General features: G+C 71.2%; 23 protein-coding genes and 1 pseudogene. 7 read left to right on the forward strand and 17 right to left on the reverse strand.

Annotation, left to right across the window (positions count from 1 at the left end; genetic code table 11):
* Positions 1 to 233 precede the first annotated feature (233 nt).
* Together KYY02_RS29000 and KYY02_RS29005 are read right to left on the reverse strand one after the other, a co-directional pair.
* Entirely contained in the window at positions 234 to 1,040 is an 807-nt protein-coding gene (locus KYY02_RS29000; protein WP_371243086.1) for a methyltransferase domain-containing protein, read from the reverse strand.
* A 41-nt stretch (positions 1,041 to 1,081) separates the two neighbouring features.
* Positions 1,082 to 1,957: an LLM class flavin-dependent oxidoreductase gene (locus KYY02_RS29005; protein ID WP_371243088.1), complete on the reverse strand. Its 876-nt coding sequence runs from the start codon at positions 1,955 to 1,957 to the stop codon at positions 1,082 to 1,084.
* Positions 1,958 to 2,332: 375 nt separating this feature from the next.
* On the opposite strand from KYY02_RS29005, the pseudogene KYY02_RS29010 reads away from it, so the two are divergent.
* The 3 genes and pseudogenes from KYY02_RS29010 to KYY02_RS29020 form a co-directional block, all read left to right on the forward strand.
* Positions 2,333 to 3,184 (forward strand): annotated as a pseudogene (locus KYY02_RS29010) (hypothetical protein); the annotation flags it as partial.
* A 317-nt stretch (positions 3,185 to 3,501) separates the two neighbouring features.
* Positions 3,502 to 3,870, forward strand: a complete 369-nt coding sequence (locus KYY02_RS29015; RefSeq protein ID WP_371243090.1) for a hypothetical protein — start codon at positions 3,502 to 3,504, stop codon at positions 3,868 to 3,870.
* 69 nt (positions 3,871 to 3,939) lie between these two features.
* Positions 3,940 to 4,308 (forward strand): DUF192 domain-containing protein, encoded by a 369-nt coding sequence (locus KYY02_RS29020; RefSeq protein WP_371243092.1) that lies wholly within the window; start codon positions 3,940 to 3,942, stop codon positions 4,306 to 4,308.
* Positions 4,309 to 4,389: 81 nt separating this feature from the next.
* Here the strand turns inward: KYY02_RS29020 and KYY02_RS29025 are convergent, their stop codons facing one another.
* The 14 genes from KYY02_RS29025 to KYY02_RS29090 form a co-directional block, all read right to left on the reverse strand.
* Positions 4,390 to 4,995, reverse strand: coding sequence for an OmpA family protein (locus KYY02_RS29025; RefSeq protein ID WP_371243130.1), 606 nt, complete (start codon positions 4,993 to 4,995; stop codon positions 4,390 to 4,392).
* Between the two features lie 52 nt (positions 4,996 to 5,047).
* The gene (locus KYY02_RS29030) at positions 5,048 to 5,626 is read right to left on the reverse strand and encodes a hypothetical protein (protein WP_371243093.1); all 579 of its coding nucleotides are present in this window, start codon (positions 5,624 to 5,626) and stop codon (positions 5,048 to 5,050) included.
* A 58-nt stretch (positions 5,627 to 5,684) separates the two neighbouring features.
* Positions 5,685 to 6,284, reverse strand: coding sequence for a pilus assembly protein TadG-related protein (locus KYY02_RS29035; RefSeq protein ID WP_371243095.1), 600 nt, complete (start codon positions 6,282 to 6,284; stop codon positions 5,685 to 5,687).
* On the reverse strand, positions 6,281 to 6,478 hold the full coding sequence (locus KYY02_RS29040; protein WP_371243097.1) for a Flp family type IVb pilin: 198 nt from the start codon (positions 6,476 to 6,478) through the stop codon (positions 6,281 to 6,283). Before KYY02_RS29040 ends, KYY02_RS29035 begins: the two co-directional genes overlap by 4 nt.
* 160 nt (positions 6,479 to 6,638) lie before the next feature.
* A complete protein-coding gene (locus tag KYY02_RS29045; protein WP_371243099.1) occupies positions 6,639 to 7,502 on the reverse strand; it encodes a response regulator in 864 nt (287 codons plus the stop codon).
* On the reverse strand, positions 7,499 to 9,049 hold the full coding sequence (locus KYY02_RS29050; RefSeq protein ID WP_371243101.1) for a sensor histidine kinase: 1,551 nt from the start codon (positions 9,047 to 9,049) through the stop codon (positions 7,499 to 7,501). Before KYY02_RS29050 ends, KYY02_RS29045 begins: the two co-directional genes overlap by 4 nt.
* A 17-nt stretch (positions 9,050 to 9,066) precedes the next feature.
* A complete protein-coding gene (locus KYY02_RS29055) occupies positions 9,067 to 9,954 on the reverse strand; it encodes a DUF5936 domain-containing protein (RefSeq protein WP_371243103.1) in 888 nt (295 codons plus the stop codon).
* Positions 9,955 to 9,976: 22 nt separating this feature from the next.
* Positions 9,977 to 10,921 carry a type II secretion system F family protein gene (locus KYY02_RS29060; protein WP_371243105.1) on the reverse strand — a complete coding sequence of 315 codons (945 nt, stop codon included), beginning with the start codon at positions 10,919 to 10,921 and terminating at the stop codon, positions 9,977 to 9,979.
* Between the two features lie 11 nt (positions 10,922 to 10,932).
* Positions 10,933 to 12,270 (reverse strand): TadA family conjugal transfer-associated ATPase, encoded by a 1,338-nt coding sequence (locus tag KYY02_RS29065; protein WP_371243107.1) that lies wholly within the window; start codon positions 12,268 to 12,270, stop codon positions 10,933 to 10,935.
* A 14-nt stretch (positions 12,271 to 12,284) separates the two neighbouring features.
* A complete protein-coding gene (locus KYY02_RS29070) occupies positions 12,285 to 12,650 on the reverse strand; it encodes a TadE/TadG family type IV pilus assembly protein (protein ID WP_371243109.1) in 366 nt (121 codons plus the stop codon).
* A gap of 1 nt (position 12,651) precedes the next feature.
* Positions 12,652 to 13,044: a pilus assembly protein gene (locus KYY02_RS29075; protein ID WP_371243111.1), complete on the reverse strand. Its 393-nt coding sequence runs from the start codon at positions 13,042 to 13,044 to the stop codon at positions 12,652 to 12,654.
* 4 nt (positions 13,045 to 13,048) lie between these two features.
* Entirely contained in the window at positions 13,049 to 14,302 is a 1,254-nt protein-coding gene (locus tag KYY02_RS29080) for a CpaE/TadZ family protein (protein WP_371243113.1), read from the reverse strand.
* 9 nt (positions 14,303 to 14,311) lie between these two features.
* On the reverse strand, positions 14,312 to 15,019 hold the full coding sequence (cpaB, locus tag KYY02_RS29085) for a Flp pilus assembly protein CpaB (RefSeq protein WP_371243115.1): 708 nt from the start codon (positions 15,017 to 15,019) through the stop codon (positions 14,312 to 14,314).
* A 96-nt stretch (positions 15,020 to 15,115) separates the two neighbouring features.
* Positions 15,116 to 15,949, reverse strand: a complete 834-nt coding sequence (locus tag KYY02_RS29090; RefSeq protein ID WP_371243132.1) for a hypothetical protein — start codon at positions 15,947 to 15,949, stop codon at positions 15,116 to 15,118.
* Between the two features lie 403 nt (positions 15,950 to 16,352).
* Here KYY02_RS29090 and KYY02_RS29095 point away from each other — a divergent pair, with 403 nt between their 5' ends.
* The 3 genes from KYY02_RS29095 (at position 16,353) to KYY02_RS29105 (ending at position 20,062) form a co-directional block, all read left to right on the forward strand.
* Entirely contained in the window at positions 16,353 to 18,056 is a 1,704-nt protein-coding gene (locus KYY02_RS29095) for a chitinase (protein ID WP_371243118.1), read from the forward strand.
* 151 nt (positions 18,057 to 18,207) lie between these two features.
* The gene (locus tag KYY02_RS29100) at positions 18,208 to 18,717 is read left to right on the forward strand and encodes a SigE family RNA polymerase sigma factor (RefSeq protein ID WP_371243120.1); all 510 of its coding nucleotides are present in this window, start codon (positions 18,208 to 18,210) and stop codon (positions 18,715 to 18,717) included.
* 79 nt (positions 18,718 to 18,796) lie between these two features.
* Positions 18,797 to 20,062 carry a hypothetical protein gene (locus KYY02_RS29105; protein ID WP_371243122.1) on the forward strand — a complete coding sequence of 422 codons (1,266 nt, stop codon included), beginning with the start codon at positions 18,797 to 18,799 and terminating at the stop codon, positions 20,060 to 20,062.
* A 15-nt stretch (positions 20,063 to 20,077) separates the two neighbouring features.
* Here KYY02_RS29105 and KYY02_RS29110 read toward each other — a convergent pair whose 3' ends face one another.
* Positions 20,078 to 21,400 carry an Nramp family divalent metal transporter gene (locus tag KYY02_RS29110; protein ID WP_371243125.1) on the reverse strand — a complete coding sequence of 441 codons (1,323 nt, stop codon included), beginning with the start codon at positions 21,398 to 21,400 and terminating at the stop codon, positions 20,078 to 20,080.
* A 185-nt stretch (positions 21,401 to 21,585) separates the two neighbouring features.
* Here KYY02_RS29110 and KYY02_RS29115 point away from each other — a divergent pair.
* Positions 21,586 to 22,921, forward strand: a 1,336-nt coding sequence (locus tag KYY02_RS29115; protein WP_371243128.1) for a M14 family metallopeptidase, incomplete at its 3' end; no start/stop codon positions are given.

A 22,921-nucleotide genomic window follows, 5' to 3' on the forward strand; every position in this document is an offset into this window, starting at 1 on the left:
CGAATGTGACACCACCCGCCACTAGGGTGATCACACTTTCGGTCGTCCCTCCGAGGGGTGATCCGGGCGTGGGCACCGGATTGACCCGCAAGAGGCCGCCCCGGGGGCCGCGCAGCCCCTGCGCCGCGCGGCACCACCGCTCCGCGCAGCTTTGCCGACACGAGTCGTCTTGGCCCGGACCCATGTGATCCACCGCTTTGCGGACCAGCCGCGTCCCGTGAGGATGCGGAGACTCACAGGTGCGCGGTGCGGCCGGCTCCGCCCCTGCGGGCGTGGAAGAGGTGCCGGGTGCTGTGGGCCACGAAGGCTCCCTCGGTCCCGATCCGCTCGTGCAGGGCGCGCAGTCGCGGCAGATACGCCCCGACGGTGAAACCGGGGACCGTCCAGATCACCTTGCGCAGGAAGTGGACGACTGCGGCGATGTCGTGGAACTCGACGCGCAGCCGTTCGGCCCGCAGGTCGACGATCTCGAGCCCGGCGGCCTCGGCCGCGCGCCGCTCGCGGTCCGGATGCCGCGCGTCGCGCCGCTCGTCCGGCTGCGCCCCGAGGAAGTGCTCGACGAGTTCACGGACGCTGCCGGGCCCGACGTGCTGGGCGAAGTAGACGCCGCCGTCCTCGAGCACCCGCGCGATCTCCCCCCACGGGGGCTCGACGGGATGCCGGCTGACGACAAGGTCGAAGGTCCCGTCCGCGAAGGGCAGGGGCGCGTCCTCGGACGAGGCCACGACGGCGACACCGCGCGGCCGGAGCAGCGCGGTGGCCTTGGCGACGTTGGGTGGCCAGCCCTCGGTGGCGACGGCGAGCCGGGGCCTGCGCGGGGCGTTGGCGAGGGCGAAGCCGAAGACCTCCCCTCCCCCGGTCTGGACGTCGAGCACGGCGTCGGCCCGGCCCAGCCACCCGGCCATCGTCGTGGCGTACCCCCACGAGGGCCGGGCCTCACCGGCCCGCCCCTCGAACCAGGAGAAGTCCCATCCCTCCGTGGGCACGGAGGCGCCTTCCGCGATCAGGTCCTCGAAGTCACGGCTCCCCTTGTCCGTCATGCGCCGATCATGCCCGGCGGAGCCCCTCGCTGTCCCCGGCTTTACGGCACCAGCGGCCGTACCTCCTCCGCCACGAACCGTACGAACCCCTCCGGGTCCGGCTCGTCGCCGGTCGGCTGGAGAACGACCGAGTCGGCCCCCGCCTCGGCGAGTCGCCGTACGGCCTTGGCGACGGCCTCCGCGTCCCCGGCGACCCCGGGGTCCGTTTCCCCGCCGAGCCCCTCGGCGACCAGATCGGCCCGCAGCCGCTCAACGGCACCGGCCCCCGTGGCCGCGAGCAGGTAGACGACGACCTTGTGGGACGCGTCGGTACGCCCCGCCGCGGCCCGTCCCTCCTCGATGAGCCGGCGCGCCCGCCGCACCCCCTCGGGTGAGGTCCCGGCGGTGAGGATGGTCCCGTCGGCGGCCTCACCGGTGAGCCGCACGGTCCGGGGCCCGGTGGCGCCGGCGAGCACCTCCACCGGCCCCTGCGGCGGCCAGTCGAGGGCGACGTCGTCGAGTCTGACGTACCGCCCCTCGGTGGTGACCCGTTCGCCCCCCAGCAGGGCCCGCAGCGCGACGAGGTGCTCCCGCAGCAGGGTGAGCGGCGATCCGGCCCGCGCCCCGACCTGTCCCATCCAGTCCTGCACCCCGTGCCCGACGCCGAGGATCGCGCGCCCCGGGAACATCCGGTGCAGACCGGCGGCCTCCATGGCCGTCATGGCGACGTTCCGCAAGGGGACGGGCAGCAACCCGACCCCGACCCGCACCCGCTCGGTCCACGCCAGTGCGGCAGCGGCGGTCGAGATCCCGCCCTCCCTGAAACAGTCCTCCCACAACCAGAGCTCCTCGAGCCCGACGTCGTCGGCGAGCCGGGCAACGGAACGGAGCCGCTCGGGGGCGAGCTGAGGACGGAAGACTGCGCCGAGTGTGGTCATGGGGGTTCCCTACCCACCCGGAACGGGTCCTTGAAACCGACGCTCCCGGTGGGGGTCCGGCGGGAGAGCCCCAGCCGTCGAACTCGACGTCCGGGCCGCCGGGGTCGGTGCTGCGGGACGACGTACTCGTATCCGCGTACTCGTACCCGCGTTGCGTGCCGGTGATCCGTTCCTGGTGACGCAGCCAGGACTCGGTGCGCCAGTCGGGGGCGGCGCCCGACCGAGGTCCCGTTCCGGCCTCCCGGGCTGGTCCGGCGCTGTTCGCCCGTGCGTGTCGCGGCACCACCGCCCGTGCCGCCACCGTTGTCAGCCCCGCCCACTGGGGTCCTGGATCACAGATCGCCGCCACCTGACGGCGTTCACTGACGAACCGTCATGATCGGGAGCCGTCATGGGCTTCGGAGCCACCCGTGCCGTCTTCTCCGCCGGTCCGACTCGGCTGGCGAACTGCGAGGTCAGGTTTCACGGGGCCCGGTTCGCCGGGTCGCACGTGTCGTTGAGTGCGGGCGGGAGCGTGACGCTGGACTTCGAGGTGGAGGACCCGCAGGACGTCCCCCAGGCGACGCTCACCGTCACGGCCCTGGCCTCCAGGCCCGGCTCCGACCTCGGGTACGCGCCGATGGACGTACTGGTCCAGGGCGAGGCGGTGGCCGAGGACCTCACCGTGCCCGGCGGCGGCGACCTCCCGCAGGACAACGTTCTCGCGGTGCCCGGACGCCTGCTGAAGCCCGGCACCAACACCCTGGAGATACGTTCCTCGGCCAAGTCGGGCAGCATGCTCCGGCTCTACCGGATCACCCGGACCCCGTCCGGGAGCGCGGCCGCTCCGAGCGTGCGCGGGCCGCCGAGGCCGCCCGCGACTCGGTCTTCACCTACCGTACGGAGCTCCGCCCCGCCCACGCCGCCCCCGCTCCCTGGCGGGCGGCGCCGCGGCTGCTCTTCCACATCGACCGGGACGAGCACTCCCTGCCCGCCCAGCTCGGCTGGCGTGGTGAGGACGGCGCCGAGTCCGCCATCGGCTTCCAGTCCACCATGTCCGACTTCCACGGCGTGTACCGCGCCGCGGACGGTACGGCGTACGAGTGCCGGGGGCGGCTCACCGACCGCCGGCCCTTCTCGGACGACGCCGAGAACCTCTCGGCGTCCCCCCTGCACCGCTTCCACACGGAGGAGGGGTGGGGCGGTCGCTGGCACACCTCGCACGAACTGCGACTGCTGGTCGACGACGGCGGGGCGCCCGCCGAGCGGGTGACCTGGCGCGACCAGCGGGGCAACTCCGGGGTGGCCGTGCTGCACGCCGCCGCCTCCGAGGCCGAGGTGGCCGACGTCGAGGCGAGCGACGAGTTCGAGGACGGGGACGAGGGCGCCGACAACCTCCTCGAGGACGAGCGCAGCAAGTGGCTGACGTTCGAGGAGACCGCCCATCCGTACTTCGCCCTCGCCCGCCCCACCGCCGTCGCCTCCTGCTCCCTGACGTCGGCGAACGACTTCGCCGAACGCGACCCCCGCGACTGGACCCTCCTCGGCTCGCACGACGGCCACACGTGGACGCCCTGGACACGCGCGGCGGCGAGAAGTTCACCGAGCGGTTCCAGACCCGCGCGTTCCGCCTCCGGCCCACCGCCCGGGCCTACCGTCACCACCGCCTCGGCATCACCCGCAACTGCGGCGGCACCGAGGTCCAGCTCGCCCGGGTCCGGTTCGCGCAGGCGCCGGGCGGGCAGGCGTTCACCGGCTACTACCAGCGCTGGAACGAGGGCCCCATCGGCCACCGCGGCACGCCGGTCGCCGTCACCTCCGCCACCCTTCCCACGGCTCCCCGCGTGGCCTCCGAGTCGCAGGCCGGCGTCGCGAGCCTGTCCGGGACGGCCCAGACGCTGGCCACGCTGGCGGAGCAACTGCGCAGGCAATGACTCCGGGGGCCCGCGGAGATACGTTCGGTGCGGACGGTTCGTCGGTGGATGGTCGAGGGGGCGGTCGGGATGGGGAGCTGGCGGGACGGGCGTGGGGAGCTGATCGTGCGGGGGGAGGGCGGAGAGCGGTCTGCGGTACGCGTTCCGCTGGAGATCGCCGCCTCCTACCGGACCCGTACGAAAGGGCTGCTGGGGCGGGATTCCCTCGACGGGGCCCTGCTGCTCTCCCCCGCCAACAGCGTGCACACCTTCCGTATGCGCATGCCCATCGACGTCGCCTATCTCGACCGGCGGCTCCGGGTCGTCGCCGTCCGCACCATGCCACCCGGGCGGCTCGGTCTGCCCCGGCTCCGGGCACGGCACGTACTGGAAGCCGAGGCCGGAGCGATGGAGGGGTGGGGGGTGCGGGCCGGGGCCCGGGTCGAGGTGGACCTTTAGGGCATCCCGCAGGGAGGCCCTGCGCGCCCTCATCCCGGAGATCAAGACGGGCAAGGCCGGTCATCACCTGCTCCAGTCGGCTCAGCTCGCCGTGCGCGGGAAGGTGATCTCGACCCTGCGGTTCTTCTTGCGGCCGGCCTCCGTCGAGTTGTCGGCGATCGGGTACTGCTCGCCGTAACCGCGCACCTCGTAGGTGATGTCCGCGTCGCTCAACTGCTGGCCCAGGACGGCCTGTACGGCGTTGGCCCGCCGGCGGGACAGGACGTCGCCGTGGGCGGACGAGCCCAGGTTGTCGGTGAAGCCGAAGACGCGGACCTTCGTCGCGTTCTGCGTCTTGATCTCGCCCGCGATCGTGACGATGCGGGCCTTCGCCTCCGCACCGAGCTTCGCACTGTCCTTGCCGAACAGCACCTCGGCCTGGAGCGCGAACGTCACGTCGGAGTTGGTGTCCTCGCGGCGTTCGTCGCCGCTTTGGTCTTCTACGACCTGCTTGATGTCCAAGACCTTGGGCTCAGCAAGGGTCGCGCCCTCCGGGAGCTTGAGGTCCGGGTCATTGGAGTCGAGGTCTACGGGAGCCGAGGCCGTGGCTTCGGTACCTGGGGGGACGCTGGGGCCGTCGTCGGCGACGGAAACTGCCGCGCCGTAGAAGCTCGTAGCGACCAGGACAATGGTGGTGGCGAAGGTCATGCAGAAGCGCGGGGCGGTGACCTGTGCGTTGCGGGTCGCGGTCATTCGGACATCACCCTGTGATCTGGACGACGCCAGTTGAGAACATGGGCAGCTGAAACGTCAGCTCTGTCGTCTCCGCAGGCGGTGCGGGGAACTGCATGAAGACAGGCAACGACTCACCAGCCTTCAGATTGGGAAAGTTTGTGGTCGTAAGCGGTCGGCCGTCCGTATCCCTCAAAACGTAGTACCGCTTCTTTCCCGTGGAGTCCACCAGGGTAGCTCCACCAAGAGATCGCCCATTCCTGATGATTTCCGTCTCATTGCCACTCAGTTGAGCTGGAACGACCGCTGTTTTGTCCGCATCATTCTTCAGATCACCGCCGACTGTCAGAAACCCTCCAGGGTCCCTCGTCAAAGACGTAATCTTGAGCAGTAGTCCGGAGGGTCCCCTCAGCTCGACCAGAGGTTCTTTGGACTTTCCCTCTTGCGCGCCGGGTTCAGAACCCCCGCCCTTGGAGGCCGACGTCGAGGCGTCGGGCTTGTCATCACCGCTTCCATCACTACACCCAACCACGCCAAGGGACAGCCCGCCTGCAAGGGTTAGCGCGACCACTCCCCTGCGGGCTCGCACTGTGAACCGAATTCTCATACCTCTGCTTCCTTAATCACTCGTCCCTCTGCTTCCTTAATCACTCGTCGTTCGCTTGTCAGTCGGCCAGATGGACGTCGAAAAGATCTTCCGGTTCGGGAAGCAGTTCCCTGGGACCCTCCGGGTCCAGTTCCCACTCTCTGCCCTTGCACGTGAGCAGAGGAAGCTCGCCCTTCTCTTCCTTCACCGGAAGCTCGAACCCGCAGCGGGGCTCAATCACAGCAGTAGCAGACTCCTGCGACTTCTCGTCTTCGGTGCCGGGCACGATGGATTCCCCGACGGTGTCGTTCGTTTCGACCACGACCCTGAAACTCAGCAGCCCTTCAGGCAGACAGCTCAGCACAACGGTATCGTTTTGCGCTGCCAATTGGTCCGCCCGCCAGCACGACGGGGTGATTCCTTCCGCATTGCCGTTGAAGATGCCTAGCCATCTGGTGGGATCGAGAAGATTCTGCACCCATGCGCCAGCAAGCTGATCCCGTCGATCCTGAGCCGCTGCGAGGGCGGCAGCATCCGCGGCGGTCTGCGCACCGTTCCGATTCACCGCGGCCTGACCGACCGCAAAATACGCGAGCGCGAGAAAGAGCAGGCCCCCCACTACCGTTATGTAGATGGGGAAAGCCTGCCCTGCGTCGCCGCATTCTCGGGAACGCGTCACCCACCGGTTACTTCGGCGATCTGCGCCGTGATCGCGGTATAGATCGACTGACCGATGTCCGTACCTGTGATCGCCAACACGATCGCCACGACCACCGCGATGATGCCCAGGTACTCCACCGCGGTCTGGCCCTCGTCGTTGCGGGCAGCGCGGGACTGGAGGTACCTGACCGTCGTGTTGATCCAGTTGCTCATGGTGTTCCCCTCCGGCTGACGCGGTGGCGGCCTGCCTCGTGAGGCCGCTTTCGGCATCCGCAACGTACGGGTGGGCGCCCGGTCCGTCAGAGGGCCCCAGGGCCCAACTCCGGGCCCAGGCACGGGCCCAGTTCCTCGCGTCCTTCACCGTCACCGGAGGTCACCCCACCCCTCGGCCCGGACCCGGTGCGGTGCCGAGCCACTTCGCCGCGGCCTCGGAACGGCTCGTGCTGTGGAGCTTCGCGAAGATGCGGTTGATGTGGTTCTTGACCGTCTTCTCGCTGATGAAGCACGTGGCGGCGATCTGCTGGTTGGTCATGCCGGATGCGATGAGGTCCATGATCTCCGCCTCCCTTGTGCTGAGTCGGTGCCTCGACCTGTCGGGAGCGGCCGGACGGCCGCCTGCCCACCCAGACGACGATCGTGCCATATCCGGTTGCATTCGCGAAAGGTTTTCCGCAGAAGTGGACGGGGGCGAGATGTGAGGGAGATCGAGTCCGTTTGTTTGCGGGTTAGTTGCACGCGCGTTTCCCAGCCCCTCCGGCAGGGTCCTGGGCGGTCGCGGATCCTGGCGGAGTTGCGAGAGCAACGCACCTGCCGCTGTGGGGGTGAAGTGGGGTCTGCCCTCCCCGATGTCGCGGACCGCCGACACCAACTGGTCCGCCGTGAACTCGCCGTGGACCAGGTAGCCGCCCGCTCCCCTGCGCAGGGCCTCCTGGACGATCTCCGACTCCCTGCTGTACGTCAGCATCAGCACGGAGGAGATCCGCACCAGGTACGGGAGTGCCGAGATGCCGTCCACGCCGGGCATGCGGACGTCCAGGAGGATCACGTCGGGACGGTGGGCGCGGGCCGCTTCGCAGGCTTCCCGGCCGTCGGCCGCCTCCGCCACCACCGTGATGTCCTCACGGCCGGTGAGGAGGGCGGTCAGGCCGGCGCGGACCACCGGGTTGTCGTCGGCCACGACGACACGGAGTGGGGCCGGTGGCGGGACGTTCGCGAAGGAGTGGGGCGGTGTCGTCATGGGGTGGCCTCCGTGGGGGTGGTCACGGCCGCCAGCGAAAGTTCCAGGCGGACTTCGGTGCCTCGTGTGTGCGCGCCCCGGCCTATGCGGATGCTGGCGCCGACCGAGGCCGCCCGTTCGACCATGCCGACCAGGCCGAAGTGACCGGTGCGGCGCAGTTGTTCGAGGTCGGTGCCGGGCGGGATGCCGGTGCCGTCGTCGTACACGCTGATGCGGAGCAGGTCGCCGTGGACCCCGGCGTGGACGTCGACCCTGGTCGGTCGCGCGTGGCGGTGGGCGTTCTCCATGGCCTCCGAGGCGATGGTGAGGAGTTGGCGGGCCACGGCGGGCGGGACGGGCGGGACCGCGTGCTCGCCGGTGGGTCGGTAGGTCGTGGGCACTCCGGTGCGCTCGGAGAAGTCTCGGGTGCGGGCGGCCAGTTCCACCAGCACGTCCGTGCCCTGGCCCGGGTCGGACTCCCTGCGCAGGTCGGCCAGGAGTTCGCGGGACTCGGCCGCGGCTCTGCGGGCCGAACGGGCCACCAGTTCCGCCTGTTGTCTCACCAGGGCCGGGTCCATGTGCGGGGTGCCCGCCGTGCCGGCCAGGCCGTCCGCCGCCAGGGCCACCCCGTGGAGGGTCTTCGCCACCGAGTCGTGCATCTCGCGGGCCAGCCGGGCCCTTTCGGCGCCGACCGCCTCGGTGACGGCCAGGCGGGCCTGTACCGCGGTCAGGGCCCGGGTCGCCGTGCCCAGGCGGAGCATGAGGTTGCGGAGGCTGGAGCCGACCGCGCCCGCGATCACGCAGAGGCCGGGGAGGAGGAGTGGTTCCGCCGGGTCCGTGTGCGGGTCGTCCAGGGCCGCGTGGACCAGCAGGAGGATCAGGCCCTGGAGGGAGGCGAAGACGGCCGCGCCGCGCCAGCCGTAGACCAGGCCCGCGAGGAGGGGGGTGCAGACGCTGACGTAGGCGAGGGTGGTGTCGGGGCCCGCGGAGATGAGGAGCAGGGCTCCGAAGAGGGTGTCCGCCGCGAGGAGGGTGGGGTGGCGGAGGAGGAGGGGCCCGAAGCGTTCCCAGTCCCTGAAGAGGACGTAGGAGACCATGAAGGTGACCACCACGGCGATGGCGACGAGGCGGGTGCTCCAGCCGGGGGCGGCGTTGAGAAGGGCGGAGGGGGTCGCCAGGGCGATCATCGCCAGTCGGAAGCCGAAAGCCTGCCGGCACAGGGCCTGGAGGGCGTTCACCTGGATCTGCACATCCGGTGCGGGTCGCGGGGGGTGCGTCCGGCCCTCGGCCGGACGGGGGTTCTCACCCGCACCGCCCGTGCGGCTTCCGTCGTCGGGCGCGGGTGGCCCCTGTGGGGGCTCGGCGCCGCCGGCGGCTGACGGGCCGGGCAGCCGAGGCCGCGTGCCCGCCGCCGGCTCCCGGCCCGGGGGCGACGCCGTGGTCGCCGGGACGTCCGGGGCCCCCGTCCTCGCGTGGGGCGGGGGGACCGTGTCCGTCGGCGGGGCGGTGATCTTCGAGGGTCTGGGCGCGCGGCGGAACAGTCCCGTGCGCCCCCCGGTCGCCGTCATCGCACCCCTCCCCCTGCCTACTCGCCCGTGACCGCGCCGAAGTCGATGCCGGAGCCGAGGATCAGGCCGGCACCAAGGAGGATCATCGTGGCCGGGACCATGAACGTGGTGATCATCATGGTGGCCTTCGGGACCGCGCGGGCCGCCTTGCGGCGGGCGTTCTGCGCATCCGCGCGGCGCATGTCCCTGGCCAGGGACACCAGCGTGTCCACGATCGGCGCACCCAGCTCCTCGCCCTGCTGCAACGCCGTGACGAACATCGCCACCTGCTCCGAGTCGTTGCGGCGGCGCAGCTCCGCGAACGCCTGTCTGCGGCTCATGCCCAGGTCCATCTGGCGGAGTGTGATGCGCAGTTCGTCCGCCCACGGGCCCTCGTACTTCGACGACACCCGGTCCAGGGCCTGCCGGAAGCCCAGGCCCGCGCTCACCACCACCGCCAGCACGTCCAGGAAGTCCGGCAGCGTCCGCTCGATGACGTCCCTGCGGACGCGGATCGCCGACCAGATGCCGACCTCCGTCCAGAACGCGCCGAAGGCGAGGAGCAGCAGGGCCATGAAGAGCTGGCCGCGCATCAGGAAGACCAGGAAGCCCACGACGCCCAGGAAGCCGTACACCGCGCGGCGGGCGGCGTAGCGGTCGAGGGTGAGGCCGCCGGGGTTGCCCGCCAGGTCGATCCTGCGGCGGTACCTGGCGACCTGCCCGGGGCCCATGATGCGCAGCACGGAGGGGGCGTAGCGCATGCCCAGGCGGTCGACGAGGGAGTCGACCGCGCCCGTGCGGGTGGAGCCGACCTCCAGGGCCAGGGCCAGGTCGCCGGGAAGTTTCGCCTCCGCCCGGTACATGCGGACGCCGGCGAAGACTCCGGAGACGGCGAGGCCCATCAGGAGGGCGAGCAGAAGTGCCATGTCGGTCGGTCCTCCTCGCCGCTCAGACGTCGATGCGGGACAGGCGGCGGATGAGGACGAAGCCGACGGCGTACAGGCCGAACGCGATGATCACCGCGGCCTGTCCGGCCGGGGAGCCGGTCATGCGCTCCAGGGCGCCGTCCTTCACCCCGTTCATCAGGAGCAACGAGCCGACGCCGAGGACGGGCACGGCGTACGACGTCATGCTGACCTGGGAGAGCTGGGTACGGATCTCCCGCCGGGTCTCCTTCCTCTCCTCCAGCGTCTCCGTCAGGTTCCGCAGGGCGCTCACCACCTGGCCGCCCGCCCGGTTGGACAGCACGAGGGTGGTGACCAGGACGACGAGCTCGCGGGACGGGAGGCGGTCGGCGAGTTCACCGAGGGCGTCGTCCATCGACGCGCCCACCGCCAGCTGGTTGGCCACCTTGGCCAGTTCCTCGCCCGCCGGGGCCTCCAGCTCCTCCGCCGCCATGCCGACGGCCGTACGGAGGGCCAGGCCGGCCTGGGTGGCGTTGGCGAGGATGCGGGCCAGCTCGGGGAGCTGGTTGATGAACTTCTCGATGCGTTTCTGCCGCTGCCAGTTGAGGAACTGCAGCGCCACCCCGATGCCGAGCAGACCGGCGATCGGGCCGAAGAAGGGGGCGAGGGCCGCCTGGCCGACGAGCCACAGGCCGGCCGCCGTGGCGAGCATGTAGACGAAGAACTCGCCGGGGGTGACGCCCAGGCCGGTGGCCGCCAGGCGCAGTTCGAGCTTCTTGCCGAACCCGGTGCGGCGCAGACGGCGGTCCAGGGCGGGGAAGTGGCGCCGGCGGCCGGCGAGGGGGATCCGGCCGGTGGCCGACAGCCGGTCCACCAGCGCCTTCCGCTGTGCCCTGCCGGCGGCGTACGCGTGCACGCCGACGATCGCGAGGGCGCAGGTCAGCAGCGTGACGCCGGTGGTCAGCGTGATCAGGTTCTGCAGATCCATGGGGGCGGTTCCTACCTGGCTTCTCGGGTGGCGAGCTGGTCGTAGGACTGGGCGGTGCCGAACGCCTGGGGGACGGGCTGGCTCGCCATGTGGAGGCGGTCGGCGGTGCGGCGCGGGAGGGGGTAGTGCTCGTAGGCGCCGTGGACGCGGCCGTCGGCGGTCATGGGCCGGGCGTGGAAGCGGACGACCGTGGCCAGCCGGTACGGCTCCGAACCGTGGCTCTCCAGCAGGGCGACCTCGGTGATGCGGCGGGCGCCGTCGGCGAAGCGGGTGAGCTGGACGATGACGTCGACGGCGCTGTTGATCTGGTCGTGCAGCGCGACGAAGGGGATCTCCACGTCGGACATCGAGGCGAGGGTCTGGAGCCGCATCAGGGCGTCCTCGGCGCTGTTGGCGTGGACGGTCGCGAGGGAGCCGTCGTGGCCCGTCGACATAGCCTGGAGCATGTCCAGGGACTCACCGCCGCGGACCTCACCGACGACGATGCGGTCGGGGCGCATGCGGAGGGAGTTGCGGACGAGGTCGCGGATGGTGACCTGGCCCTTTCCCTCGACGTTCGGCGGGCGGGACTCCAGGCGGATGACGTGCGGTTGCTGGAGCTGGAGCTCGGCGGAGTCCTCGATGGTGATGATGCGTTCGCGTTCGGGGATCAGGCCGGAGAGGGCGTTCAGGAGGGTCGTCTTCCCGGTGCCCGTCGCGCCCGACACGATGACGTTGAAGCGCGCCTGCACCAGGCCGGCCAGCAGGTACAGCGTGTGCTCGTCCAGTGAACCGAGGCCGATCAGCTCCTGGAGGGTGAAGGAGCGGGGGAAGCGGCGGATGGTGAGGGTGGCGCCGGTCAGGGAGAGCGGCGGGATGATGACGTTGACGCGCTCCCCGGAGGGGAGACGGGCGTCGACCATGGGGTTCGACTCGTCCACGCGGCGGTTGACCGTGGAGACGATGCGTTCGATCGTCTGCATGAGCTGGTCGTCGGAGGCGAAGCGGAGCGGGAGCTGTTCGACCCTGCCGCCGCGCTCCACGAAGATCGCGTCGGGGCCGTTCACCATGATCTCGGTGATGGACGCGTCCTCCAGCAGGGGTTCCAGGATGCCGAGGCCCAGTGCCTCGTCGACGACCCGGCGGATCAGCTGGGAGCGCTCGACGGTCGACAGGACCGGGCCCTCGCGGCTGATGATGTGGCCGAGGACGCGTTCCAGCCGGGCCCGGCGCTCGGCCGCGGCCAGCGAACTCATCTCCGCGAGGTCGATCTCCTCCAGGAGCTTGGCGCGGTAGGAGGCGACCAGGTGGCCGTCCCCGCCCCGTCCGGCCGTCTCCTCGGGGGGGTTGATGCGTGCCCGCAGGCTCATGGGTCGCTCGCTCCTCAGTGGTCGACCGGCATGGTGGCGGTCTTGCGGACGGGGTCGAAGTCCCAGCCGGGGACGATCGACGGGATGCCGATCGTGGCGGTGACGGTGACCTCGTCGCCGTCCTCCGCCACCCCGCAGTCGGTGCGCCCGGCCAGCCAGTCGCTGACCGCCGCCGTGCAGGCCGGTCCGGCTGCCCGGTCGAGCGACGCGCTGCGCGCCCCCGCCCGGGCCGCCGTGCCGGCCTGCTGGGCGGTGTAGGCGACCAGGCCGAGCTGTACGGCGGCCATGGCGACGACGAGCAGGACCGGGAGGAAGCCGAGGTACTCGATGGCGACCTGGCCGCGGTCGCGGGGGCGGCGTGCGTACGGCGTGTACGGCATGTCAGTCCGTCTCCTCCTCGACCGCTCCCGCGTGCCCCTCCACGTCGAGGGGGAGGGAGACGACGCCGGGGAAGAGCAGGGGGACGCCGATCCTCACGCCGGCGGTGACGAAGCCGCCCGAGGTCGTGCAGTTCACGGTCGCTCCCCCCGCCCACGCTCCCGACAGCTTGTCCAGTCCGGCCGCCTGGCAGGCGCCCTGGCGTGCGCCCGGTGCCGCCGCCGTGGCCGCCCGTACGGCCTCGTCCGCAGCATTCCCCGCGAGCGTGAACGCGTACCCCACCAGGACGAGCTGCCACAGCACCACCAGCGTCACGAGGATCGTGGGGGTCATGCCGAGGAACTCGATGGTGACCTGGCCCCGGTCGCCCGGTCGCCGTGACGCCGTCGTCCTCATCGCCTCATCCCCCCGAGTCCCTGCGCCGCCGGAAGCCCACCGACCCGCGGTCGCCGCGCAGCCGGCCCGCCTTCCGGTCGCCCTGTGCCGCCTTGACCAGGCCGAGTTCGCCGGCCAGGCTCCACAGGGCCTGCTTCACGGCGCTCCTGTTCTCCAGTTCGTGGACGCGGCCGGCGTCCACGACGGCCTGGAGTTCCCTGAAGTGGGCGGGGACCACGGTGGCCGCGACGGCGGTGCCGGTGATCTTCCGGATGAGCGGGGGCTGGATCTCCGTGGACCGGGTGTGCCGGTTGACGACCACGGTGGTCTCCTCGGCCTTGCGGATCTGCAGCCGGTCCCACATCCGCACCGCCCGCTTGGCACCCCGTACGGCGATGACGTCGGGGGTGGTGACCAGCAGGGCGGTGTCGGCCATCTCCACGGCCGCCGCGCCGGCGCCGCCGAGCTGGGCGCCGCAGTCGATGACGACGACCTCGTAGCGGGAGCGCAGGGCGCTGACGATCTGGCGGGCCGCGCGGTCGGTGACGTCCTCGCCGCGTTCGCCCTCGCCGGGGGCGAGCAGCAGGGTGAGGCCGGTGTCGTGGCGGAAGACGGCGTCGGCGAGGACGCGCGGGGAGATGTCGTTGATGGCGGCGAGGTCGACGACGGAGCGGCGGAACTGGACGTCCAGGTAGGCGGCGACGTCACCGGTCTGGAGGTCCATGTCGACCAGGGCGGTGGGGCGGCCGGAGGCCTGGGCGGCGAGGGCGAGCTGGACGGCGGTCAGGGTCGCGCCGACGCCGCCCTTGGCGCCGCTGACGGTGACGACGGTGCCGCCGACGCCGGTGAACACGTCGCCGCCGGAGCCGAGGTGGCGCCGTACGCCGGCGGACCACTGGGCGACGGCCTGGACGCGGCTGGCGAGTTCCTCGTAGCCGAGCGGGAGGGTGACCAGGCCGCGGGCGCCGTGGTCCATGGCGGCCTGGAAGAGGCCGGGGCTCGCGTCGGAGGTGACGAGGATGACGCCGACCGCGGGGAAGCGCAGGGCGACCTCGCGGATCAGCTCCAGGGCGGGGACGGGGCCGATCCGCTCGTGCACGACCACGACCTCGGGCAGTTCGTCGACGGACTCGGCGCCCAGCCGGGCGAGGGTGTCGACGAGCTGGGTGGAGTCGACCACCGGGGCGACCGGTTCGGCGTCCGGGAGCTGGCTGAGCAGTGTGGTGAGGGACCGGACCGCGTCCGCGTCGCCGACTGCCGGAAGGATCCTCGTGGGCATACGGACCTCTCACTTGTCCTTCGCGAGTTCGTACGTCCGCTGCGAGTCCGGGACGGTGCTGTCGGTTCCGGGTGCGACCAGTGCGAGGCGGACCCGCCGGGCGAACGACTCGGCGTAGGTGATGCGCTGGGCGTCGATGGCGGACAGCGCGAAGGTGATCGGGACGGCGTCGGTGGGCTCCCGGTCGCGGTCGTTCTCGTCGGGCCGGAGGGCGGTGAGCCGGCCCACGTCGAGGACCTTGGCGTTGGTCACGATGACCCTGGACTGGTCGGGGTCGCCCTCGCGCTCGCCCTCGAAGGTGGCGTAGACGTTGACCGAGGAACCCGGTGTGATCTTGCCGGCCACGCCGGTCGCCGCGTCGATCATGATGGCGACCTCCTGCTGCCCCGGCTGCAGGGCGGGCTGGTTCACGATCATGTCGCTCTGCAGCAGGGAGCCCTCCTGCAGACGGGTGACGGCGATCTTGCCCCGGATCTCGTCCAGGTCGGTGACGGCGTTCTTCGACAGCCACCGTTCGGGTATCTCGATCTTCTCGAACTGGCCCGTACCGAGGGGGGTGTAGGGCGCCACGTTCGTCTTCAGCCGGTACGCGGTGACCTCGGGGCCGACCTTGGACTCCACGTCGCTGATGACGGAGAGCACGCCGGCGAACGCGCCCAGGGCGCACAGGACCGACAGGAGCAGGAGTATCACGCCGCGGCGCTGACGGGAGTTCATGAACCGTGCAACCTCATCGGGGATATCGGTCGAGCGGGACCGGGCGGGGCCGTGCGGGGGGGGCGAACGGGGGCGGGCAGGGGGGGGCGAACGGGATCAGGCGCCCCGGGTGAGGGCCGGCGTGCCCTCGGGGGCGGGCGGTACGGCGGAGCAGAACACGCACCGGTCGCCGATGACGTCGATGCCGCACCAGTGGCAGCTTCCGCGCCGTACGGAGGTGACCAGCTGGTACAGGACGGACAGGTCGGGCAGATAGGTGCAGAACTCGATGAGCCTGCCGGTCCCCCACCAGCCCGGGGACTCGGCGGGCAGCGGTGTCTCGCGCAGCCCCTGGACCTTCCAGGACGGGGCCAGGGTGGCGGTGACCCAGTCGGACTGGAGCCGGCCCTTGGCGACGAGCATCCAGGTGCCGAACTCGGGACCGTCGAGAAAGGCGTCGGGGCCGAGGCGGACGAGGCGCGGCTGCGGGTGGGCGAGCACGGCGAACTGGCTGCCGGGCATCCAGGACTTGGCGTGCTGCTTCAGGTCGACGGGGACGTGGTCGAGGCGGGCGACGGAGCCGAGCAGTGCCCCGGCGTGGATGTAGTGGATCAGCAGCCGGCCGGCGGAGGCGAGGACGCCGGGGCCGAGGTCGCAGGAGGCGAGCTGCCGTAACTGGCGGGCCAGGACGGCCGTTCCGAGTGGTGGCAGATCGGGGCCGAAGAGGGCTATCCGGTCGCTCTCCAGCAGCGAGCGCAGGGTGTGCAGGCGCCGCCGGACGGCGGTGGGGGTGGCCCGGGAGCAGACCACGATGACGTGCCCGTGGTGCTCGATGAGCGTCTGCAGCTCGGACAGGACCTGTTCGAGCGGACGGGTGCCGACGTCCCGCAGCACCACGGCGGGCAGGGTGCGTTCGTCCTGGGCCGGCAGCGCCATGTCGGCGCCGGTCACGGCGATGGCAGTTGGCACGCGCGGCTCCCCGTTCTCCCAGGCCCCTCGGCCCATCGGGCGTCACTCCGATACGCCCTGGTGACTTCACTGCGTGACTACGTCAGCACTGTATCCGCGGGCCTGTGACCGGAGAACAGCGTTTGAGTAGCCGAACGGCAACTGCCGATGCACAAGGTGCGCCAAAACGGGACACGTCGAGCATCTCGCCGGCCCCGACCGGGCCCGGAGGTGTGGTTCCCGTGCGCCGCCTTGACGCCGGGCGGCGCCCCGGACCGACTCACGGGTCGATTCCGGCCCTGACCTATTGACAACAGGATTGGTCTGGACCACCTTGTGCTGCACACGGTGGCCACCGTCGCCCGCTCCTCCCCTCCCCCACCCTTCTCCCCCACCGGAGGCCCCCATGAACCGCGTACCAGGAACGCCCGTTCGACGCAGACGTCTCTGGGCCGGAGCCTTCGTCCCGGCCCTCGCTCTCACCCTTCCCCTCGCCGGTGCGGGTCAGGCGTCCGCGGCGGACGTCGACAACGCCAGGAACGCGGGCTTCGAGGCGGGCCTGGGCGACTGGACCTGTTCGGCGAACAGCGGCACGACCGTCTCCTCCCCGGTGCGCGGCGGCACGGCCGCGCTCAGGGCCACGCCCGCCGGGCAGGACAACGCCCGCTGCACCCAGACCGTCGCGGTGAGGCCGAACTCCACCTACCGGCTGAGCGGCTGGGTGCAGGGCGGGTACGCCTACCTGGGCGTGACCGGCACCGGTACGACGGACGTCTCCACCTGGACCCCGGACTCCGGCAGCTGGAAGCAGCTGTCGACGGGCTTCACCACCGGCTCCTCCACCACCTCGGTGACGGTCTACACCCACGGCTGGTACGGTCAGGCCGCCTACTACGCGGACGACCTGTCGGTGTTCGGCCCCGACGGGGGCGGCGGCGGTGACCCGGAACCGACGGTCCCGGGCGCGCCCGGTGGCCTGTCCGTCTCCGGTGCGACGTCCTCGTCGGTGTCCCTGGCCTGGAACACGGTGCCGGGGGCCACGGGCTACATCCTCTACCGCGACGGCACGAAGGTGACGGCCGTGTCGGGCACGTCGGCGACCGTGACCGGGCTCGCGGCCTCGACGTCGTACTCCTTCCAGGTCGCGGCGGTCAACGCGGCGGGCGAGTCGCCGAAGTCGGCGGCGGTGACGGCGCGGACGAAGGAGAGCGGCGGGGGCGGTGACCTGCCCCGGCACGCGGTGACCGGGTACTGGCAGAACTTCGACAACGGTGCGGCGGTGCAGCGCCTCTCGGACGTGCAGAGCGCCTACGACATCATCGCGGTCGCCTTCGCCGACGCCACCGGCGCACCGGGCGCGGTCGCCTTCACCCTGGACTCGGCGGGCCTGGGCGGCTACACCGTCGACCAGTTCAAGGCGGACGTCCGGGCCAAGCAGGCGGCCGGGAAGAAGGTCGTCATCTCGGTCGGCGGCGAGAAGGGCACCGTCGCGGTGAACGACTCCGCCTCGGCGACGAACTTCGCGGACTCGGTGTACGCCCTGATGCGGGAGTACGGCTTCGACGGCGTCGACATCGACCTGGAGAACGGACTCGACCCGACCTACATGACGCAGGCGCTGCGGTCGCTGTCGGCCAAGGCCGGTCCGTCGATGATCCTGACGATGGCGCCGCAGACCATCGACATGCAGTCGACGTCCGGCTCGTACTTCCGCACCGCGCTGAACGTGAAGGACATCCTCACGGTCGTCAACACGCAGTACTACAACAGCGGTTCCATGCTGGGTTGTGACGGCAAGGTCTACAGCCAGGGCTCGGTGGACTTCCTGACCGCGCTCGCCTGCATCCAGCTGGAGGGCGGCCTCGACCCGTCCCAGGTGGGCCTGGGCCTGCCGGCCTCGACGCGGGGCGCGGGCAGCGGCTACGTCTCCCCGTCGGTCGTGAACAACGCCCTGGACTGCCTCACCAGGGGCACCGGCTGCGGCACCTTCAAGCCGTCGAGGACCTACCCGTCCCTGCGGGGCGCGATGACCTGGTCCACCAACTGGGACGCCACGGCAGGCAACGCCTGGTCCGACGCGGTGGGCCCGCACGTCCACGCGCTGCCGTAGCCGACGCGCCGCCCGCCCCCGCCCCCGGTGACGTGGGCGGGGGCGGTCCCGTCCCGCCGTGGAGCCCGGATGAAACATCTCCCCCGCCCCACCGCATCAATGAGGTGAAGGCATCGGACACGGGGCCGGGCGAGCACAGGGGGCATGACACATGAGACAGGCGCGGGCGGACGAGTACGCCGAGTTCGCGGCGGCGCGGGCCGGCCACCTGTACCGGTCCGCGTGTCTGCTCACCGCCGGGGACACGCACCTGGCCGAGGACCTCGTGCAGGAGACCCTCGGGCGGCTGTACGTCCGCTGGGGACGCGTCTCCAAGGTCGGGAACCCCGCCGGGTACGCGCAGACCGTGCTCACCCGGACCTTCCTCGCCCACCGGCGGCGGCGCAGCAGCCGTGAGCGGGCGACGGACGTGTTCCCGGACATGCCCGGCGCCGGGGACGGGGACGCCTCGCTGCGGCTCACGCTGCTGGACGCGCTCGCCCAACTGCCCGCCAAGGACCGGGCCGTCGTCGTCCTGCGGTACTGGGAGGACCGGTCCGTCGAGGAGACCGCCGACGTCATGGCCGTCAGCTCGGCGGCCGTTCGGACCCGGTGCTCCCGGGCGCTGGGCCGGCTGCGTGAGCTGCTCGGCGAGGGTCTCTCGGAGTACTCCAGATCCTGACGTCTCCGAACCTCGTTCCCCCTTCCCACTTCCCACTTCGGCTCTCACTTCTCCCACCATGCGGAAAGGGTGGTTCGCCATGCCCGAGAACCAGCATCAGGAACCTTTCGAGGAGCGGCTCTCCGCCGCGCTGCACGAGACCGGCGGGGGCTTCGACGCCGACCGTTCGGCCCTCGTCGCCGGTGGACGGGCCCGCGGACGGCGGGCGCTGACGCGGCGCCGGGCCGGGGTGCTCGGCGGGGTCGCCGGGGTCGCGCTGGTCTCAGTGGGCGGGGCGCTGCTCCTGCCGCAGGGGGACTCCGACGGATCGGGTGCGTCCACCGCGGACGCCTCCCAGCCGTCCGCGTCGGCCACCGCGCCCGCTCCGGCTCCCGTGTCCGGCGACGCCATTCTCGGTCAGCTCAAGGAACTGCTTCCCGAGGGCGAGTTCAGTCAGGAGGATGCCCGTGGGTCGGCCGACGAGCCGGGGCCGTACGCGTATCTCGTCCACGACGACGGGCGGGGAGCCGCCGCGATCAGCGTGGCGTTCGACCGGGTGGAGCCGGGCAGTGCTCAGGCCCGGCAGCTGACGCGGTGTCCCGACAAGACCTTCACCCCGTACGACGACTGCTCCTCCACGCGGCTGTCCGACGGCTCGCTGCTGCGGCTGTTCAGGGGGTACGAGTACCCCGACAAGCGCGCCGACACCAAGTACTGGTCCGCCGACCTGGTCACGGCCGAGGGGCAGCACGTCAGCGTTGGCGAGTGGAACGCGCCCGCGCAGAAGGGCGCGCCGGTCTCCCGTACGGAGCCTCCGCTGTCGGCCGGGCAACTGGAGGAGGTCGTCACGGCCGAGGTGTGGCGCCGGGTGGTGGACTCGATTCCCGAGACGCCGAAGTCCACCGAGGTCGCCCCGACCGCCGACGTACCGCCGGCCGTCTCCGGCAAAGACATCGGCGAGACGCTGGTCGGGCTGCTCCCGGAAGGGCTGGACGTGGTCAGGAGGGGTGGCCAGGAAGATGAGTTCACCTACGTCGTCGTCGACGACGGCCGGGGCGAGAGCCTCGTCCAGGTCAACGTCCAGTACGGCATGGACGATGTCGCCGGACAGCTCTACGCCGACGGCGAGACCCTGCCCGACGGCACCCGCGTCGCCGTCCAGCAGGGTGACGGGGACGACCGGGTCGCCGGAGTCCTGATGTGGACCGCCGACACCCTGCGGCCCGGCGAGGACGGCTTCCGCGTGGTGATCAGCGCCTTCAACAATGCTGCCGCGCACGCCGAGCCGTCCCGCGGCACTCCCGCGCTGACCGTCGATCAGCTGCGGGAGATCGCGCTCAGCCCGGAGTGGGACAAGCTGCGGTAGCGCGGCCGGCCACCGTCAGAAGAACTCCGCCCACGGCTGGTCCCAGACCTGCTTGACGCACAGGACCAGGAACAGCAGGCCCGCGACGGCGAGCATGCCGTTGCTCAGCCGGCCGCTGCGCCACTCGCGCGGTGTGCGGCTCGAGTTGAGGAGCCGGAGCAGGGTGAGGGCGAGGAAGGGCATGAAGGCGGCGCCCAGGACGCCGTAGAGGATGATCAGGCGGAAGGGCTGGCCCTGGAAGAGCAGGATCATGGGCGGGAAGGTGAGCCAGAGCAGGTAGGCGCGGAAGGCCCAGGAGCGTTCGCGGCGGCCGGAGGCCAGCTCGTCGCCGCGCGCCTCCCGCTCACCCCGCTGCCGGGCCAGGAAGTCGGCGAACATCAGGCTCACTCCGTGCCACACGCCGATCAGGGAGGTGAAGGAGGCGGCGAAGAAGCCGATCAGGAAGAGCTTGCCGGTGGCCGGTCCGTACTGCTGTTCCAGGATGTCGCCGAGCTGGATCAGGCCCCTGTCGCCGCTCGCGATCGCGATGTTCGCCGAGTGCAGCAGTTCGGCGCCGACGAAGAGCATCGCGATGACGAAGACCCCGGTGGTGGCGTAGGCGACCCGGTTGTCCAGGCGCATGACCCTCATCCAGCCGGTGTTCGTCCAGCCCTTGGCGTTGACCCAGTAGCCGTACGCCGCCAGCGTGATGGTGCCGCCCACGCCGCCGATCAGGCCGAGGGTGTTGAGGACCGAGTCCTTCTCGTCCGGGAGGACCGGCAGGAGGCCGGCGAAGGCGTCGCCGAGGTTCGGGGTGACACGGATCGCCAGGTAGACGGTGACGACGAACATGACGCCCACCAGGACCGTCATGACCTTCTCGAAGACGCTGTACTTGTTGAACCAGACGAAGACCAGACCCACCAGGCCGCAGGCGATGCCCCACCGTTCGAGGCCCATCACGTCCGGGAAGAGCGCCTGGAGCGGCAGGGCGCTCGACGACATCGCCGCCGCGCCGTAGACGAAGCCCCAGATCACGGCGTAGACGGCGAAGAACCAGGTCGTCCAGCGGCCGAGGCTCGCCCAGCCGTCGAAGAGGGTGCGCCCGGTGGACAGGTGCCACCGGCCGCACGCCTCCGCGAGGGAGATCTTCACCAGGCATCCGATGATCGCGGCCCACAGCAGGGTGTAGCCGAAGTTGCTGCCCGCGATGAGGGTGGCCACGAGGTCGCCGGCGCCCACCCCCGTGGCCGCGACGACGATGCCGGGCCCGATGTGGCGCCAGATGGACTCGCGGGGAGCCGGGTCGCCCCGGAGTGGTACGCCGGTGTCTCTGGTGTTGCCCGTGGTGTCCGCCATGGGGGTCAAGAAAGCCCATGGCCGCCGGTCGGACAAGAGGGCGTGCGGGGATCCTCACAGGATGCACCTGGTCGAGCGATCGACCGGAATCCCCACCTTGACCAGTCCATGCCACTCCCCGACGATGTCGGCACCGCACCACGCACGTCGCCATGAACAACCCCCACCTCCCACAAGGAGACTTCATGCGACTCCGCATCCGTGGCGGGCGGCGCTCCGCCGCGCTCGCCACCCTCCTCGCCCTCGCCCTCGCGGCACCGCTGTCGCTGACGGCGCCCCGGGCCGGCGCGGACAGCGCTGATCGTCCCGCGCCCTCGGCCGAGGACGTCCGCCAGTACGAGATCCACCAGCGCACGACTCCCGTGACCCGTACGGCGATCCAGCGCTCCGGCGTCACCGTGGACGAGGCCGACGAGGAGACCGTGGTGGTCTCCGGGCGGGCGGACCAGATCCGGGCACTGCGGCGACAGGGGTACGAGGTCACTCCGTCGGGCGCCGCTCCCGACCGCTCCTCCGCCGCCGACGGGCTGCGCCTGTTCGACTTCCCCCCGGCCGACTCCCGTTATCACAACCACGCCGAGATGAACGCGGAGATCGACCAGCGGCTGGCCGCCTACCCGTCCATCATGAGCAAGCGGGTGATCGGCAGGTCCCATCAGGGCCGGGACATCGTCGCCATCAAGATCAGCGACAATGTGGCGCGCGACGAGAGCGAGCCCGAGGTCCTGTTCACCCACCACCAGCACGCCCGCGAGCACCTCACCGTGGAGATGGCCCTGTACCTGCTGCGCGAGCTCGGCGCCGGGTACGGCAGCGACTCCCGGATCACCGACGTGGTCAACGGCCGGGAGATCTGGATCATCCCCGACCTCAACCCGGACGGCGGCGAGTACGACATCGCCTCCGGCTCCTACCGCTCCTGGCGCAAGAACCGCCAGCCCAACCCCGGTTCGTCCTACGTCGGCACCGACCTGAACCGCAACTGGGCCCACCGCTGGGGCTGTTGCGGCGGCTCCTCCGGCTCCGCGTCCTCCGACACGTACCGCGGTTCCGCCCCGGAGTCCGCGACCGAGGTGAAGGTCGTGGCGGACTTCGTGCGCAGCCGGGTCGTCGGCGGGGTGCAGCAGATCAAGGCCGGCGTCGACTTCCACACCTACAGCGAGCTGGTGCTGTGGCCGTTCGGCTACACCTACTCCGACACCACGGCCGGGATGACGGCCGACGACCACGCCGCGTTCAGGGCGGTCGGCCGGAAGATGGCCGCCAGCAACGGCTACACGCCCCAGCAGTCCAGCGACCTGTACATCACCGACGGGTCGATCGACGACTACCTGTGGGGCACGCACAGGATCTTCGGTTACACCTTCGAGATGTACCCGGGTTCCAGCTCCGGGGGCGGGTTCTACCCGCCCGACGAGGTCATCGAGCGGGAGACGTCCCGTAACCGGGACGCCGTCCTGCAGCTCCTGGAGAACGCGGACTGCATGTACCGCTCCATCGGCAAGGAGGCGCAGTACTGCC

The sequence above is a fragment of the Streptomyces pimonensis genome, assembly GCF_041380215.1.
In the GTDB taxonomy this organism is placed as follows: Bacteria; Actinomycetota; Actinomycetes; order Streptomycetales; family Streptomycetaceae; genus Streptomyces; species Streptomyces pimonensis.